Origin of the sequence: Clostridium massiliamazoniense, assembly GCF_001403635.1 — a bacterium.
Lineage (GTDB): Bacteria > Bacillota > Clostridia > Clostridiales > Clostridiaceae > Sarcina > Sarcina massiliamazoniense.
The window spans coordinates 471,215-487,952 of record NZ_LN879468.1 but is presented as its reverse complement, the minus strand read 5'-3'; the positions used below and the strand labels follow the sequence as shown (position 1 = coordinate 487,952).

Sequence of the window (16,738 nt, the reverse complement as noted above, 5' to 3'; positions counted from 1 at the left end):
TTCGAAGTATCTAAATACAGCTTTTATTTCTATATATTATTTTAATATACGTCTTACTCTTCCTACCTTATTCCATGGAACATTAGAAATCCTTACAAACTCTCCTGATCTTGGAGATTCTAACCATTGACCATTTCCTACATACATTCCTACATGATTTAAATCTGAATAGAATAATAAATCTCCCTCTTTTATGTTATTTAAACTTACTTCTATTCCATTATTTATTTGACTATAAGTGGATCTTCCTATGTTAATACCTATTTGTTTGAATGACCATTGCATAAGTCCAGAACAATCAAAAGCTTTATATCCATTATCTATATATTTTGAATCCAAACTATAATTCATTGTAGGGTATTGAGATTTTAAGTTATTTAGTAATGATCTTGTTATTGTTTCACCAGCACCCCCAAAAATATAAGGAGAACCTATTTGACTTTTCATTACACTTAGTAACGCTCCATAGGTTTTACTTACCTCATTATTAGAACTACTTCCACTTCCACTATTAGAATTACTTTCTAATAATCTAACATAATCTTTATGAGCATAACCCTTTTTCCCGTTGATATTTATATAATACCAACTACCATTTTCCCCCTCTACTTTAAAAGTATCGCTTGGAAGTAAGTAAGTTAGCACAGTACTATTAGTTGATGGTTTACTTCTAACCCTTAAATTAGTAGAAACATTTTTTAATTTAGCATCTTTATATTCTTTAAATAATATTAATCCACTTTCATTATTTGAACTGTTATTAGAATTATTATCATTTGGCTTTGATAGTTCTTGAGTACTATTACCTGATATTTTTTTTATATAACTTGCTGAAACATATCCTTTAATAGACCCAACGCTTATTTTGTACCATCCATTACTTTCGGAAATTATGTTAACTTTTTCATTAGGTTTTAAATAACCAAGTATAGTTGAAGTAGTATTAGCTTCAGCTCTTATTCTTAAACTGCTGCTAACATTAAAAACTTGACCAATTTGTCCATTTGTATTGTTACTAACTTGTCCACCCGTATTATTAGGACTACTATTGTTGTTATTATTTCCATTTACTATAGTTACATAATCACTATGAACATATCCTGTAATTCCTTTGTGATTTATTTTGTACCAAGAATTTTCTTTACTCTCAATATTAAAAGTTTCACCATTTTTTAATGTTCCTTTTACTTGTGAGCTAGTACTTGAACTTGCCCTTATTCTTAAGTTAGATGACACATTTATTACTTTCCCAACTAAAGAACTCCTCACACTTAATTCATTTTCTTTCTCTTCTTTAACTTTTGCTGTATCTTCCTGAACTTCATTTTTTTTAATTTCTACCTCTTCTTCTAATTGTTCTGATTCTACTTTCATTTCATCGAAAATTTGAATTTCCTTTATATCTATATCTAACTTATCTTTTTCTTCATCAGTCAATGCTTTGAACTTATTTTCTTCGTTAGTTTTTTCATTTTTTAATTCATCATTATTTTCATCTGCATGAGTTTCTAAAGTCATCATTGAACTATTAGTTACTCCAACAGCAGATAAAAGCATTAAAGCTATAGCTTTCTTTTTACACAAATATATTCACACCCTTTAATTAAATATAATATGTTATTGGAATACAAATCTCTCAAGTTAAATAAAATATTATCAAAATATAACGCTTTATAATAACTAAGCCAATTCATGCATTCTTATTAATGGTTTTCTAGATTTTTTTACCAAATCATTATCTATTTCAACTTCATTTTTTTCAAATAATAAAGTATCTCGCACATCCTCCAAAGTAGTTTTTTTCATATCAGCACAAACTATATCTTTCTTTAATTTGTGATAATAATTTTTATCAGTAAAACTTTTATTAACACCATTTTCGGTTAATACTAATATTTCATTTTTCTTTAAATCATTTACGTAGCTTATTATTTCACTTGTACTTCCTATAAATTCTGATAAATCCCTTATCTTTTTGTTACATTCAGGATGACAAACTATTTTTATATTATTAAATTTTGACTTTATAGATTTGACCTCATTTATGTCTATATGTTCATGAATTGGGCAATACCCATCTAGTAGTATGAAATTTTTATCACTTATTTTTTCTGCTAAATATGATCCTAAATTTCTATCAGGTATAAATATAATATTTTTCTCTGGTAATTTTCTTATTATAGTCTCTGCATTTGAAGATGTAACTATGACATCTGATATAGTTTTCAGCTCTAAAGATGAATTAATATAAGTAACTACAGCAACATCTTTATAATCTTCTTTTAACTTTAATATTTCATTTATATTTAACATATTTGCCATAGGACAAGTTGCCTCTCTATTAGCTAACAATACCTTTTTAGTTGGTGATAATATTTTAGCGCTTTCACCCATAAAATCTACGCCACAAAAAACAATAAGTTTATTCTTACTTTCTTTGCTAATTCGAGATAAATAATATGAGTCCCCGACATAATCTGCTATATCTTGAATTTCCTTATTTTGATAATAATGTGCTAATATAAGCGCATTTTTCTTATCTTTTAAATTTAAAATCTCATTATAAATATTCAAAATAACCCCCAAAAAATTTTAATTAATTATATACTCAAGTTCTTCTAATTCATTTATATGTTCTATAGAATCATTATTAAATAGTATTTGAAAGCAACATAACCCATCAATCTTGTCTATAGGACATTCCTTGTTACACATAAATATATTATCTCCACTAGACCAAAAAGGGCATTTTTCCATATTGACCACTCCCTCCTATAAAGTTATCTTTAATGATATTATATTGTAATTTTTTTAAAAATAAAAGAAATTTTTACTAAATATATATTTATAAACAATTAATTAAAAATATTTGTTAAAATTTAACTAAATATTTTATTTAATTAATATTAACTTATTTTTCATTTAATAATAATTGACAGTTAATAATCATTATTATAAAATAAAATAGATTAAAAAGATTATTTAAGAAAAGGAGAATAATATGGATAATATCACAAGAATTTTTAAAGAGAAAAAGCTTAAGCTTACTCCTCAAAGAATTGCTGTTTATAAATATTTAAAAAATACTAATGAACATCCATCTGCTGAAGTTATATATAAAGCTTTACAAGAGGAATACCCTACAATGAGTTTAGCAACTGTATATAAAACATTAAAAACTTTAGTAGAAGTTAACTTAGTAATAGAACTTAATCTTGGTGAAGGTAATTTTAGATATGATGCTACTACATCTAATCACTCACATATCCAATGTTTGCATTGTTCAAAAGTTGTTGATTTATATGGATTAGATGTTGAAGATTTAAATAAAAAAGCCTCTGATATATCTAATTTTGAAATTTTAAATTCTCAAAGTTATTTTTATGGAATCTGTGAAACCTGTAAAGAAAACATGTAATTCTCATTAAAGGTTGATAGTATTAATAATACTATTTACCTTTTTTATTTTAAATCACATGATAAATGAATTAATTATGTATTTATACATATAATTATTATGAGGTGATTTAAGAAATGTTTTTTAAAGTATTTAACAAAAAAAAGATTTTACTATTTTTTTTAATTAATCTAATAATTGTATTTTTTTTAATTTCTTTTTATTTCATTAGAAAAATATACTTACTTAAATCAAAAGATGAATCAATATTAACATTTTCATCTTCTGTTTCAAATGATGGAAAAAGCTTCCTTATTGATTTAAATGGAGATAATAAAAAAGATATTGTATACATAACTTCCTCGTCAGAAAATCAATATATTATATCCTGCAATATTAATAATAAAAATTATTCTTTAGATGTTAAATCACCACTAAATACTTTAGGAGTATCAAATGAAATTTGGCCTATTTCTATTAATTTTTTAGATTTATCTAGAAATAAAATTCCAGAAATAATAATACAATCTAGTGAAAATAACGTACCAATAAACCATATATTTAAATGGAATGGAGATCACTTTAAAGATGTTTATTGTTCTACTAATAGTTTTTTAGGAGTACTTGATTCAAATAATAATAAAACTCCTAAAATAATTTCTTTTTCTTTAGATAATACAGAAAATAATATAGAAAAATATATGTTAATAAATAATAATTTAAAAAATATTTCTTATGAAAAAATTTATCTAGAAAGTTATTCAATAATTCAAAATTTTATTAATATAATAACTCTACCTTATAATCTTTATGATTTACCAGATGTATTTTCTTCAAATGTTTCAAGTAAAGCAATTCATGATATTGATATTATAAATAAAGATAATTTTTATTATGTATTTCAAGATGCTTTCTTTAGAGATTCAAAATGGGATACTAAGGGAAATATTACAGAAATGAATTGGCACTTAAGATTTAGAAAATCTTCAAAATCAAATAAAGACGAAAATTCACTTCTTCAATGGAATTTAACATTAAAAAAAGATAATAATAATAAATTTATCATTGATAAAATAGAATAAAAAAATTAGATGGAGAAAAATTTCCATCTAATTTTTTTATTCTATAATATTAATTCTAATTGTCTTCTTATAGCTTTAATAAAATCTTCTGTATTTAAACTTTGCTTACAGTTATCTTTTAATAATAAAGCTAAATCTTTTGTTACTAATCCACTTTCTATAGTATTAATAGTTGCCTTTTCTAATTTATTTGAAAAAGTTATTAATTCATCAATATTATCTAATTCTCCTCTTTTCCTTAAAGCTCCGGTCCATGCAAATATAGTAGCTACTGAATTTGTGGAAGTCTCCTCCCCCTTTAAATATTTATAATAATGTCTTTGAACAGTTCCATGAGCTGCTTCATATTCAAAATATCCATTAGGTGACACTAATACAGAAGTCATCATTGCTAAAGATCCAAATGCTGTTGCTATTAAATCGGACATAACATCTCCATCATAATTTTTACATGCCCATATAAATCCACCTTCTGATTTTATTACTCTAGCTACTGCATCATCTATCAAAGTATAAAAATATTCTATGTTATTCTCCATAAAAAGATCTTTATAATAATTATTAAATATATCATCAAATATATCTTTAAATTCATGATCATATATTTTTGATATTGTATCTTTTGCTGAAAACCATAAATCTTCTTTACAATCTAAGGCATATTTAAAACAAGAATGTGCAAAACTTTCAATTGAGCTATTGCTATTATGCATTCCCATTACTATTCCATCTGAATTAGAAAATTCATGAATTATTTTTTTTTCTTTTTCACCATTTTGATTTTCTACCAATATAGATACTGAATCACCTTTATTACATTTAATTTCTGTTGATTTATATATATCTCCATAAGCATGTCTAGCTATAGTTATTGGTTTATTCCATCCCTTCACATAAGGCTTTATATTATTTACTACTATAGGCTTTCTAAATACAGTTCCATCTAAAATAGCTCTTATGGTTGCATTTGGACTTTTCCAAAGTTCATCAAGATTATATTCATTTAAACGAGCTTTATTTGGAGTTATAGTTGCACATTTAACAGCAACTCCATATTTTTTAGTTGCATTAGCTGCTTCTATAGTCACTTTATCAGCAGTTTTATTTCTATTTTTTAAGCCTAAATCATAATATTCAGTTTTTAATTTAATATAAGGATTTATTAATTCATCCTTTATTAATCCCCAAATGATTCTAGTCATTTCATCCCCATTCATTTCAACTAATGGATTAATCATTTCTATCTTTTTCATTTTTTTTGCCCCCTTTAATTAAATTAATTATAACTTAATAGTAAAATAATGTAAATAATTTGTTTTAAAAGTATTTAAGAGCAAAAAAAAACTTTGCCTAAGCAAAGTTTAATTTCTAAATTAATTCCCGAAATGCCGTCACACTTATTTATTCATACCTGCTCCTCGCAGGTGGGTTCTGTTCACCTTAATCTCTACTTTTTCCTGCCATATTAATCCTATAGGATGGGAATATAGTATCATTAAGGTTTTTACAAATCCCGATATCAAAATGTAGGTTGAATATATAAGCTTCGCGTACATTCTAGGACTCACTTCATGATTTAATTATAACAAATAATTATAAATTGTCAAGAAAGCTATTTTATTTTTATAGATTATCTATAATATCTTCTAAATCTATAGAATCATCCTCTGTTAATATTAAATAAAACTTTTGATATGTATAATCACTAGTACTTATATCCTCTGCTTTAAATTTAGCTATTAATTCAAATTCTTCCATTAAATCTTCATTTATTTCTGAAACATTATCGTAAGCTAAATCATTTAAATAAGGAATTATACCAGTTGCTATCCATTGAGTATCATTTTCATCATAATCTGTTTCTTCGCTAGCATAAGATTTTGCTGCACTTATTTCATCTTTATCAAAATCATAGAAAAATTTAATTGCTATAACTTCATCCTGAGCATCAATCTCAACTTCCTCTATATCAGTTAAATTATTATCTTCTAAAAATTCTATAATTGATTGTTTTTCCATTTTATCACCTATTTATTAATATGCTAATTCTTTATATTTTTTCTTTACTTTATTGAATTCTTCATCATTTTCTACTAAATTATATTCTTCACCATTTTCACTTTTATCAACTCTGAATATAAACATGTCAACTTCTTCTTTATCTTCAGCTTCTAATGGAGATAATAAAATATATTTTTTTTCATTTTCAGTATCTTCATCTAAATAAATTTCTGCTATAACTTCAAACTCCACTTTGTTTCCATCTTCATCTCTAAAAGCCATTACATTTTCTTTCATCTTTAAATTCACCTTTCTTTATAAAAATACTAATCATTTACTAATTCTGATATATTTCCATTATAAAAAATATATTCATAATGTAAAGCTCTTGTTAATACAACATAAAGTAATTTTTTATCCATATCAACATTTTTGTAAATTTCACTATTTAAATTATAAACAATAGAACAGTCAAACTCTAGTCCTTTTGTTAAATATGAAGGAATTATTATAAAATCTAATTCTAAAGTTTTATCTTCTTCTTTTACTAATTTAAAATCATACTTTGAATATTTTTTTATAGCATCTCTAATTTTCTTGCATTCCTTATAGGTCTTTCCTATTATAGCAATTGACTTTTTATTTTTTGAGATCATATCATTAACAATTTCATCTAGTTGTATAACAAAATCTTTTGTAGTTTTAAATTCACTTATTTGTGGTTTATCTCCATGTCTTAAAACTGGCAATGCTGGTTTAGGATAATTATCTTGTTTCCTTAACACCTTATTGGCAAATTCTATAATTTCTACAGTACTTCTATAACTCTGAGTTAATGCTTTATATATTCCTTTATTTTCATAGATTGACGTCATTATAGAATTCCAATCTTTTATTCCTCTATAAGAATAGATACCTTGCCCTATATCACCGACTATAGTTAGACTTTTTCCTAAAGATTTCATAGATATAACTTCTATTTGAAGTGGTGAATAATCTTGTGCTTCATCCACAACTATATGTTTCACCATTTCACTTTCTTTAATACCATCTATTTTAAATTGTAAATAAAGCATCGCCGCTAAATCATCACAATCAATTATATTATTTTCATTATTATAAATAAGTTCCTCTTTAATAAACTCATATAATTTATTTGGTATTTTTCCTGAAGTCACTAAATTAAAAGTTTCACTATCTTTAAAGAGATTAATATATATATTCTTAGTATCTATGCCTTTCCATTGTTCAAAATAAGAATTAAATTCTTTTTTACCATCTTTTTTTATGCTTTCTTTTTCTTTATCACGTTCATCATATATTCTTATAATTTCTCTTCTTCGTTCTTTCTCATCTTCAATTATTTTTTTAGTTCTAGCTATAGTATATTCATATTTAAAATCAACCTTTTCTAAAACATCAAATAATTTATCACCCAGTTTTTTTTCAAAGTATCTTTTTATTTCATCTTTTCTTTTATTTATAGGATACTTTGCTAGATCTTTTAAAAATAATCTTTTAATTTCCTTACTATCAAAAAGCTTATAACCTTTTATTGTTATATCTTCTATTGAACTATCATCTTTTTCTAATACTTTTATATATCTATCTAATATCTCTTTAAATGCTAAAGAACCTTTTAATTTGCTAGCATTTTTCATATATTTTATTTTTTCTTGTTCCTCTTCATTAGCCTCTAATATTTTTATTAATTTCTTATCTTTAGTTATTAATTTTCCCTTTAATTTCAAGGATTCAATTGCTAATTCTTCAAAAGTTTTTTGTGGTACTAAATCTACACCTAAATTTGGTAGAACTTCTGATATATAATCTAAAAATATTTTATTTGGTGCAACTACTAGAATATCCTTATTTGTTAAAGATTCATTATATCTATACATAAGATAAGCTAATCTATGTAGAGCAACTGTTGTTTTTCCTGAACCAGCTGATCCTTGAATGATTATGGGAAAACTTTTATCAGCTCTTATTATTTCATTCTGTTCTTTTTGTATTGTAGCAACAACCTCTTTAAGCTTTTTCCCAGTACTTTCTTCTAGATTTACTTTTAAAAATTCATCTATTAATGAGCTTTCACTCTCTTCAGAATTTCCTGCTGCCTTTAATATAATTTCATTTATTCCTTCATCAAAAAACTTTTCAATATCATTATTACTATTGTATAAAAATTTTCTTTTTAATTTTAAATCTCCATCAATAACACCAGATGGTGCTTTGTAATAAGCCTCTCCTTGTGTTCCACTATAATATAAATCTGCAATAGGAGCTCTCCAATCTATAACTTTTTCTTCACCCTCTTGCACATCTCCTAAACCTATTTTACCTATATAAAAACTCTCTGTATCTTTTCTACGTTCCCTAAAATCTATTCTAGCAAAGTAAGGCTTATCTTTAGCTTCTTTATAATTTTCAATATTTTTTTTTACTATATTATATAACTTTCTATTAATATCAAGTTCTTGATTATAAGCACCCTTACTCTTCTTTTCTAAAGCTGCTATTCGTTCCTTTAACCCAGTTTCTTCTACACCTATTCTATTTTCTTCTAATTCAATCCAATTTTTTAATTCTCTTAAGTGCTCTTTTTCCTCAAGCAGTAACTTATCTTCCATTAATTCTCACTCCTTACTGGCTAATTATAGATTATAATTAATGAGATTTTTTTTGTCAATTTTAAATATTAAATAAACTCAATTGCTCGTTGTCTAATTGTTCTAATGATGATACACTAATACCTATTAATCTTAATTTCTTCTCTATGATAATTTCATTTAATAATTTAATTGCTTCACTATATATATTATCTTTATTCTTTAAGTAATAATTTAAAGTTTTACTTTTACTATGATTAATAAAATCTCTATCCTTTATTTTTAATGTTATTGTTTTTGCTTTCAATTCATGTTTTTTTAGATATGCCTCTATATATTCAGAAAAATTCATTAAATATTGTCTGAGTTCCTCTATATTTTTTGTATCTTCTTTTAGAGTTATTTCTTTTCCAATAGATTTTCTCTCTCTTTTGTTTATAATTTCTCTATTATCTATCCCTCTAATCCTATCATATATTTCATTTCCGAATTTTCCAAAGTATTCTGAGTATATATCCTTTGGAAGTCTGTACATATCATTAATAGTATAAACACCTATATTATTTAATTTTTTAACGGATTTCTGACCAAGGCCATATACCTTAGATATTTCTAATGGTCCTAATAAAGTTTTAACATTTTCTTTTTTTATTTCCATAAGTCCATTAGGCTTTTTCCAATCAGATGCTATTTTAGCTAAAAATTTATTATAAGATATTCCTACTGACAACGTTAATCCAATATTATTTTTTATAAGATTTTTGATTCTCATAGCTACGTCCATTGATGATTCATCTAAATCACTTATATCCAAATAAGCCTCATCTATACTGACTTGTTCTATTTTTTCTGTAATATCATAAAGTAAATTGAAAACCTTATTGGAAACTTCTCTATATCTATAATATCTTATAGGTACAAATATACCATTAGGACACAAAGCCTTTGCTTTAAATCCAGGCATAGCAGATTTTACTCCATATTTTCTAGCTTCATAGGAACAAGTTGTAACAACACCTCTCCCACTTTCACCTCCAACAATTATAGGCTTACCTTTTAACTTTGGATTATCTAAAATTTCTACTGAAGCAAAAAAAGCATCCATATCTACATGTAAAATTCTTCTCTCCAATAAAATCACCTATTCTATATTAATACAAAAAAATCAAATTACTTGTAAGTTTATACTTACCTTTTAGTAATTTGATTTTTAGTTTAATTTATAAATTATATTTTATTATTCTTCTTCATCTACTAATTCATACATTTCACTAGCTCTATCAACATACATTATACCTTCTAAATGATCTATTTCATGAAGGAAGCATCTTGCAAGTAAATCTTCTGCTTCATAAACTTTCTTTTCACCATTTTCATTTAAAGCTTCTATCTTTACTTTTACAGGTCTTTCAACTAATCCCTCATGCATTACATAACTTAAACATCCTTCATAATCTTCATGAGTTTTTTTAGATACTTTTAATACTTTAGGATTTACTAATACATATTCATTTTCCCCATCACCAAAATTTATGTATATAACTCTTTTATTAACTGCTATTTGTGGTGCTGCAAGACCTATTCCATCAACTGTAGCTAGAGTATCCTTTAAATCCTTTATAAGCCCTTTAACATCATCTATATTATCAACTTCTTGAGATACTTGTCTTAAACATTCTGCTCCTAGTTGAACTATTTCTTTAACTGCCATCTTAATTCTCCTTTCAAATAAAAAAAACGTTAAAATTATATTTTAACAAAACACATAATTATATTAAAACATATTTCTAACATTTTTTCATTAATTATATTCTATAAAATTTCTTTTAATACTGATATAGCCTTTTTTAATTCATTCATAGTTATAGTAAGTGGTGGAAGAAGTCTTATGGTATTATTTCCTGCTGATAATAATAAAACACCTTTTTCAATAGCTTTATCTATATACTCATTAACATTACCCCTTACCTCAATTCCAACCATTAACCCCATTCCTCTTATTTCTACAATATTATCACTTTTAATCTCCTTTAAAGAATTAATTAAATATAATGATTTTTCATTTATTTCATTTAAAAACTTAGTATTTGAAACTTTACTTAAAACATATTTAGCTGCTGTTGTAACTAAAGGATTTCCTCCATAAGTTGAACCATGATCACCATATTTAAATACTCCTGAAGTTTTTTCATTACAAATAACTGCTCCTATAGGGACACCTCCACCTAATCCTTTAGCTAAAGTAACAATATCTGGAGTCACATCAAAATTTTCAAATGCAAACATCTTTCCAGTTCTACCTATTCCACATTGAACTTCATCAAATATCAATATTATATCTCTTTCATTACAAACCTTTTTTAATTTTGTAACAAATTCACAACTTAAAGGCAATACTCCACCTTCACCTTGAATTGGTTCTACAATTATAGCGCAAACATTATTTTTATTTAGCTTTGATAATATATTCTCTATATTGTTAGCTTCTCCATATATGAATCCCTCAGGGAATGGATAAAAATATTTATGAAACTTTTCTTGTCCTGTTGCCTTTAAAGTGGTTAATGTTCTTCCATGAAAAGAATTTTTAAGTGTTAGTATCTTATCCCTACCGAACCCATATTTATCATAACTATATTTTCTTGCTATCTTTATAGCACATTCATTACTTTCAGCACCAGAATTAGAAAAAAACACTTTATCCATTTTACTAAGTTGAACTAATAATTTTGCTGCTTCTACAGTGTTTTCATTTATAAATAAATTAGATGTATGTGATATTTTTGATAATTGATTTTTCAACTCTTCAACGAATTCTTCATCACAATATCCTAAGGAATTAACACCTATTCCAGAGGTTAGATCTAAATACTTCTTTTTATTATTATCATATAAATATGTCCCTTTTCCATATTCTATAACTATATCATGAACTTTATAATTATTTATAATATACTTATAATACTCTTCTTTATTAACCATTAATAATCACCCTCAATATTAATTATTTCTCTATCATTGTTCCTACTCCATTACGTGAAAAAAGTTCTAGTAATATTGTATGAGGTATTCTTCCATCTATTATATGTGCCTTCTTAACACCATTTATTATAGCTGATTTACAACATTCTATTTTAGGAATCATTCCACCTTTTATAATTTTATTCTCTATAATTGTATCTAACTCTTTTAAATGTATATTAGATATTAATGTATCTTCATCTTCTATATCCCTTAATATTCCTTGTACATCTGTTAATATTATAAGTTTCTCTGCTTTAAGTGCCCCAGCTATTTTTGCTGCTGCTATATCTGCATTTATATTATAAGCTTTTCCATCATCTCCATATGCTATAGTAGATATTACACTTATATAATTTTTTTCTAATGCACTACTTATAACTTCTGTGTTTATTTCTTCTATTTCTCCCACATAGCCATAATCCATATTACTTATTTTTTTATTAGCTTTTATCATAGCACCATCTATACCACATAATCCCAATGCTTTACCACCATTCTTATTAATGAGAGCAACTAATTCTTTGTTTACTTTTCCTGCTAAAACCATTTGAACTATTTCCATAGTTTCCTCATCTGTATATCTTAATCCATTTATAAACTCTGATTTTTTTCCTACTTTTTTAAGCATATTATCTATATCTGGACCGCCTCCATGAACCAATACAACTTTTATTCCTACACAATTCATTAAGATTATATCTTTTATTACAGCCTCTTCTAAACTCATGCTCTGCATTGCATTACCACCATATTTTACAACAATCACCTTTTCTCTATATTCTTGTATATATGGTAAAGCTTGTATTAATGTATTTGCTCTTGTCAAATTAGATATTTTCATATTAAAATCCTCCTAATATAATAAAGTTAATTCAGTGATAGGTTTTATCTACCACTGAATTGCCATGTTGTTATTTTATTAGGTTCTATAATCTCCATTTATTCTGACATATTCATATGTTAAATCACATCCAAAGGCAAATCCTTTTTCTTCACCTTCATTAAGGTTAACTAATATTGTTATATCCGTTGAATCTAATATAGCAGTTGCTTTTTCTTCTTCAAATTGAAGAGGAATACCTTCCTTAAATAATTCTATATACCCTTTAGAGCTTTCTATAGCTAATACTATTTTACTTATATCAAATTCTATTCCAGAATACCCTAAAGAGCATAATATACGTCCCCAATTAGCATCTTTTCCAAACATAGCTGCCTTTACTAAATTAGATTTTATTATGCTTTTTGCAAGTATAACTGCATTTTCCTCTGTTTTGCAATTATAAACAACAGCTTCTAAAAGTTTAGTAGCACCTTCCCCGTCTTTAGCCACTAATTTTGCTAATTCTACCAATGCATAGGTTAATGAATCAAGAAATTCATAGTAATCTGAATTTTTTTCATTTACCTCATCATTATTTGCTAATCCATTTGCTAGTATCATTATAGAATCATTTGTACTTTCATCACCGTCTATACTAATTCTATTAAAACTCTTATTAACAGCATATACTAAAGCTTCATGTAACAACTCAACACTTATATTTATATCAGTTGTAACAACTCCTAATGTTGTTGCCATATTAGGACAAATCATTCCAGATCCTTTTGCCATAGCGCCTATTTTCACTATTTTATTAGCTATTTTGCAAGATACTGCAACTTCTTTTTTTATAGTATCTGTAGTCATTATTGCTTCTCTAGCATATATATTTCCTTTAATACTTAAAGATGATTTTAGCTTTTCTATATTATTTTCTATAAGTTCTATATTTAAAGGAACTCCTATAACACCTGTAGAAGCTACCAAAACATCCTCTTCTGATATGTTTAAACTATCAGCAGTAATCTTTGTCATTTTATATGCTTTTGCTAAACCATCGTTCCCCGAACAAGTGTTCGCATTACCACTATTTATTATAATTGCTTGAGCTTTACCATTATATAAATGTTTTTTAGTTACTATTATAGGATTTCCTTTAACTATATTTTTAGTATAGACAGCAGCACCATTACATAATTTTTCTGAATATATAAGTGCTAAGTCTAATTTTTCTTTTCTTTTCTTTAGTCCACAATGGATTCCAGAAGCTAAGAACCCTAAAGGCTCTGTTACTCCACCTTTTATTATTTTCATATAAGAAAGCCCCCTTTTTCTTTAAAAAGCTGTAGCAATAGACTTCAGTCCCTTATTTTCTTCAATCCCCATTAATAAGTTCATATTTTGTATGGCTTGACCTGCTGCTCCTTTAACCATATTATCTATAACAGAACATATTATGCACCTATTACATCTATTATCCTTGTGTATAGATATATTACAGTAATTAGAGTTTTTAACATCTTTAATTTTAGCATTACTTCCCAAAGGTAATACTTTTACAAAATACTCATTTTCGTAAAACTTAGAATATATTTTATGAATGCTTTCAAGAGAGTATTCACCTTTTAAATCAAAATATATAGTAGATAAAATTCCTCTATTCAAAGGTACTAAATGAGGTGTAAATGTAATCTTAACATTAGTATCAGAAAATTCATTTATAATTTGTTCTATTTCTGGAGTATGCCTATGAACTCCCCCTAAAGAATAAGCATTTAAAGATTCATTACACTCTACAAAATGATTTCCCAAAGATAGCTTTCTTCCAGATCCCGTAACACCAGATTTAGAATCAATTATTATACTTTGTTCATTAACCAAATTACTTTTAATTGCAGGAATCAACCCTAAAGCTATGGATGTTGGATAACAACCAGGGTTTGCTATTATTTCATAATTACCTTCTATAATTTTATTTCTATGAAATTCTGGAATACTATATATTGATTTTTCATGAAGAGGTTTATAATCAAACCTCTTGTTATACCATTTAATATAAGACTCCTCATTTTTTAATCTAAAATCTGCTCCAATATCTATAAATTTTTTTCTATACTTTAAAATTTTAGATGCTAACCTTTCACTTAAGCCATGAGGCAATGCTCCAAAAATAACATCACTTTTAGATATAACACTATCTTCATCCTCACATATTAAATCAACTATTCCGCTAAAATTCTTATATACAGAAGAAATTAATTCATCTTTAAAGGTTACAGAACTAATAGCTTCTACTGAAACAGCTTCGTGATTAAGAAGAAGCCTCAATAGTTCAGCTCCTACATAGCCAGTTGCCCCAATAATACCAACCTTTATCAAAATAATCACTCCTTATCCATTTCTTTTTTTACTATATAATCTTTAAGTTCTTTTAACCTAATTGTCACTTGTTTAGAGCTTGGTCCTCCAATAACATCTCTATTTTCAACGCAATTTACTATATCTAAAACTTCATAAGCCTCTTCTGTAAATACCTCTGAAAAACTTTTAAGTTCCTCTAATGATAAATCCTCTAAGTGTTTTTTATTCTCTATACAATAAAACACCATTTCTCCTAATATTTTATGAGCATCTCTAAATGCAATATTTTTTTTAACCAAATAATCAGCTAAATCAGTTGCATTTATAAACCCTTCCTTACAAGCTTTTTTCATATTCTCTTCTTTTACAGTTAAAGTATCAATCATTTTACTAAATGTACTTAAACAAATTTTTACTGTATTTATAGAATCAAAAATTAACTCTTTATCTTCTTGCATATCTTTGTTGTAAGCAAGCGGAATCCCTTTCATCATTGTTAATAAAGCCACTTGATTTCCGTATACTCTTCCTGTTTTTCCTCTAACTAATTCAGCTACATCAGGATTCTTTTTTTGTGGCATAATACTAGATCCTGTAGAATATGCATCATCTAACTCAACAAAAGAAAATTCCGAAGAACACCAAAGTATTATCTCTTCACTAAATCTAGATAAATGCATCATAATCATAGACAAATCATTAGCTAATTCTAATACAAAATCTCTATCTGCTACAGCATCTATACTATTTACTCCTAACCTATCAAAATTTAATAATTCTTTAACCATAACTCTGTTTATAGGATAAGTTGTTGTTGCTAAAGCTCCTGAACCTAAAGGCATAGAATTCATTCTTTTATAACAATCTTCTAATCTTTCATAATCCCTCTTTAACATTTCAGAATATGCCATTAAATGATGAGCAAATGTAATTCCTTGCGCCCTTTGAAGATGGGTATATCCTGGCATTATGGTATATAAATTTTCACTAGCTTTTTTTAAAATAATTTTTTGAAAATCTAGTATACGACTTTTTAAATTCTCTATTTCACCTTTTAAATACATTCTAATATCTAAAGCAACTTGGTCATTTCTACTTCTTGCTGTATGAAGTTTTTTACCAACTTCACCAATTTCTTTAATCAGAAGCGTTTCTATATTCATGTGAATATCTTCATTATCTGAAGTAAAACTTAATTCACCATTTTCTATTTTATTAAGGATTGACTTTAATCCTGCTATTATCGTCTTTCCTTCTTCTAAGCTTATGATTCCACAGTTACTTATCATTGTAACATGAGCTATACTTCCTTCTATGTCTTCCTTATACATTACTTTATCTATATCAATAGAAGAATTAAAATCATTTACTTCTTTAGAAGTATCTTTTTGGAATCTTCCGCCCCAAAGTTTCCCCATTATATCATCTCCTATTCATT

General features: G+C 26.1%; 16 protein-coding genes and 1 other RNA gene. 2 read left to right on the top strand and 15 right to left on the bottom strand.

All coding sequences use genetic code 11. The features are described 5' to 3' along the window. Positions 1–36: 36 nt before the first annotated feature. The 3 genes from ARA19_RS09180 to ARA19_RS17580 all read right to left on the bottom strand — a co-directional run bounded on the left by ARA19_RS09180 (position 37) and on the right by ARA19_RS17580 (position 2,757). Positions 37–1,584, bottom strand: a complete 1,548-nt coding sequence (locus tag ARA19_RS09180) for a C40 family peptidase (protein WP_055070672.1) — start codon at positions 1,582–1,584, stop codon at positions 37–39. A gap of 96 nt (positions 1,585–1,680) precedes the next feature. Then, positions 1,681–2,574: a quinolinate synthase NadA gene (gene nadA / locus ARA19_RS09175; protein WP_055070671.1), complete on the bottom strand. Its 894-nt coding sequence runs from the start codon at positions 2,572–2,574 to the stop codon at positions 1,681–1,683. Between the two features lie 18 nt (positions 2,575–2,592). Continuing rightward, positions 2,593–2,757: a hypothetical protein gene (locus ARA19_RS17580; protein WP_157452243.1), complete on the bottom strand. Its 165-nt coding sequence runs from the start codon at positions 2,755–2,757 to the stop codon at positions 2,593–2,595. A gap of 244 nt (positions 2,758–3,001) precedes the next feature. Here ARA19_RS17580 and perR point away from each other — a divergent pair, with 244 nt between their 5' ends. Together perR and ARA19_RS09165 are read left to right on the top strand one after the other, a co-directional pair. Continuing rightward, on the top strand, positions 3,002–3,418 hold the full coding sequence (gene perR, locus ARA19_RS09170; protein WP_055070670.1) for a transcriptional regulator PerR: 417 nt from the start codon (positions 3,002–3,004) through the stop codon (positions 3,416–3,418). 116 nt (positions 3,419–3,534) lie between these two features. Beyond that, entirely contained in the window at positions 3,535–4,479 is a 945-nt protein-coding gene (locus ARA19_RS09165) for a hypothetical protein (protein ID WP_055070669.1), read from the top strand. Between the two features lie 41 nt (positions 4,480–4,520). On the opposite strand, the gene ARA19_RS09160 is transcribed toward ARA19_RS09165, so the two are convergent. The 12 genes from ARA19_RS09160 to argH all read right to left on the bottom strand — a co-directional run bounded on the left by ARA19_RS09160 (position 4,521) and on the right by argH (position 16,718). Next, positions 4,521–5,732, bottom strand: a complete 1,212-nt coding sequence (locus ARA19_RS09160) for an NADP-dependent isocitrate dehydrogenase (protein WP_055070668.1) — start codon at positions 5,730–5,732, stop codon at positions 4,521–4,523. Between the two features lie 120 nt (positions 5,733–5,852). Then, positions 5,853–6,046: non-coding RNA, 6S RNA (ssrS, locus tag ARA19_RS17155), on the bottom strand. Positions 6,047–6,102: 56 nt separating this feature from the next. Continuing rightward, positions 6,103–6,498 carry a hypothetical protein gene (locus tag ARA19_RS09155; protein WP_055070667.1) on the bottom strand — a complete coding sequence of 132 codons (396 nt, stop codon included), beginning with the start codon at positions 6,496–6,498 and terminating at the stop codon, positions 6,103–6,105. A gap of 15 nt (positions 6,499–6,513) precedes the next feature. Further along, a complete protein-coding gene (locus ARA19_RS09150; RefSeq protein WP_055070666.1) occupies positions 6,514–6,777 on the bottom strand; it encodes a DUF1292 domain-containing protein in 264 nt (87 codons plus the stop codon). 29 nt (positions 6,778–6,806) lie between these two features. Then, positions 6,807–9,113 carry an RNA polymerase recycling motor HelD gene (gene helD / locus ARA19_RS09145; RefSeq protein ID WP_055070665.1) on the bottom strand — a complete coding sequence of 769 codons (2,307 nt, stop codon included), beginning with the start codon at positions 9,111–9,113 and terminating at the stop codon, positions 6,807–6,809. A gap of 61 nt (positions 9,114–9,174) precedes the next feature. Further along, the gene (locus ARA19_RS09140) at positions 9,175–10,224 is read right to left on the bottom strand and encodes a DNA polymerase IV (RefSeq protein WP_055070664.1); all 1,050 of its coding nucleotides are present in this window, start codon (positions 10,222–10,224) and stop codon (positions 9,175–9,177) included. Positions 10,225–10,329: 105 nt separating this feature from the next. Next, entirely contained in the window at positions 10,330–10,803 is a 474-nt protein-coding gene (def, locus tag ARA19_RS09135) for a peptide deformylase (RefSeq protein WP_055070663.1), read from the bottom strand. A 101-nt stretch (positions 10,804–10,904) separates the two neighbouring features. Continuing rightward, complete coding sequence (locus ARA19_RS09130; RefSeq protein ID WP_055070662.1) at positions 10,905–12,074, bottom strand: aspartate aminotransferase family protein; 1,170 nt, start codon at positions 12,072–12,074, stop codon at positions 10,905–10,907. Positions 12,075–12,096: 22 nt separating this feature from the next. Then, a complete protein-coding gene (argB, locus tag ARA19_RS09125) occupies positions 12,097–12,957 on the bottom strand; it encodes an acetylglutamate kinase (RefSeq protein WP_055070661.1) in 861 nt (286 codons plus the stop codon). A gap of 78 nt (positions 12,958–13,035) precedes the next feature. After that, entirely contained in the window at positions 13,036–14,253 is a 1,218-nt protein-coding gene (gene argJ, locus ARA19_RS09120) for a bifunctional ornithine acetyltransferase/N-acetylglutamate synthase (protein ID WP_055070660.1), read from the bottom strand. Between the two features lie 21 nt (positions 14,254–14,274). Next, complete coding sequence (gene argC, locus ARA19_RS09115) at positions 14,275–15,318, bottom strand: N-acetyl-gamma-glutamyl-phosphate reductase (protein WP_055070659.1); 1,044 nt, start codon at positions 15,316–15,318, stop codon at positions 14,275–14,277. A gap of 5 nt (positions 15,319–15,323) precedes the next feature. Next, positions 15,324–16,718 carry an argininosuccinate lyase gene (gene argH, locus ARA19_RS09110; RefSeq protein WP_055070658.1) on the bottom strand — a complete coding sequence of 465 codons (1,395 nt, stop codon included), beginning with the start codon at positions 16,716–16,718 and terminating at the stop codon, positions 15,324–15,326. Positions 16,719–16,738 lie beyond the last annotated feature (20 nt).

Coding starts and splice junctions, on each gene's coding strand:
- ARA19_RS09155 (WP_055070667.1), bottom strand. CDS start 6,498: ATGGAAAAACAATCAATTATAGAATTTTTAGAAGATAATAATTTAACT.
- ARA19_RS09150 (WP_055070666.1), bottom strand. CDS start 6,777: ATGAAAGAAAATGTAATGGCTTTTAGAGATGAAGATGGAAACAAAGTG.
- ARA19_RS09165 (WP_055070669.1), top strand. CDS start 3,535: ATGTTTTTTAAAGTATTTAACAAAAAAAAGATTTTACTATTTTTTTTA.
- argB (WP_055070661.1), bottom strand. CDS start 12,957: ATGAAAATATCTAATTTGACAAGAGCAAATACATTAATACAAGCTTTA.
- argJ (WP_055070660.1), bottom strand. CDS start 14,253: ATGAAAATAATAAAAGGTGGAGTAACAGAGCCTTTAGGGTTCTTAGCT.
- ARA19_RS17580 (WP_157452243.1), bottom strand. CDS start 2,757: ATGGAAAAATGCCCTTTTTGGTCTAGTGGAGATAATATATTTATGTGT.
- ARA19_RS09130 (WP_055070662.1), bottom strand. CDS start 12,074: ATGGTTAATAAAGAAGAGTATTATAAGTATATTATAAATAATTATAAA.
- perR (WP_055070670.1), top strand. CDS start 3,002: ATGGATAATATCACAAGAATTTTTAAAGAGAAAAAGCTTAAGCTTACT.
- ARA19_RS09160 (WP_055070668.1), bottom strand. CDS start 5,732: ATGAAAAAGATAGAAATGATTAATCCATTAGTTGAAATGAATGGGGAT.
- argH (WP_055070658.1), bottom strand. CDS start 16,718: ATGGGGAAACTTTGGGGCGGAAGATTCCAAAAAGATACTTCTAAAGAA.
- helD (WP_055070665.1), bottom strand. CDS start 9,113: ATGGAAGATAAGTTACTGCTTGAGGAAAAAGAGCACTTAAGAGAATTA.
- def (WP_055070663.1), bottom strand. CDS start 10,803: ATGGCAGTTAAAGAAATAGTTCAACTAGGAGCAGAATGTTTAAGACAA.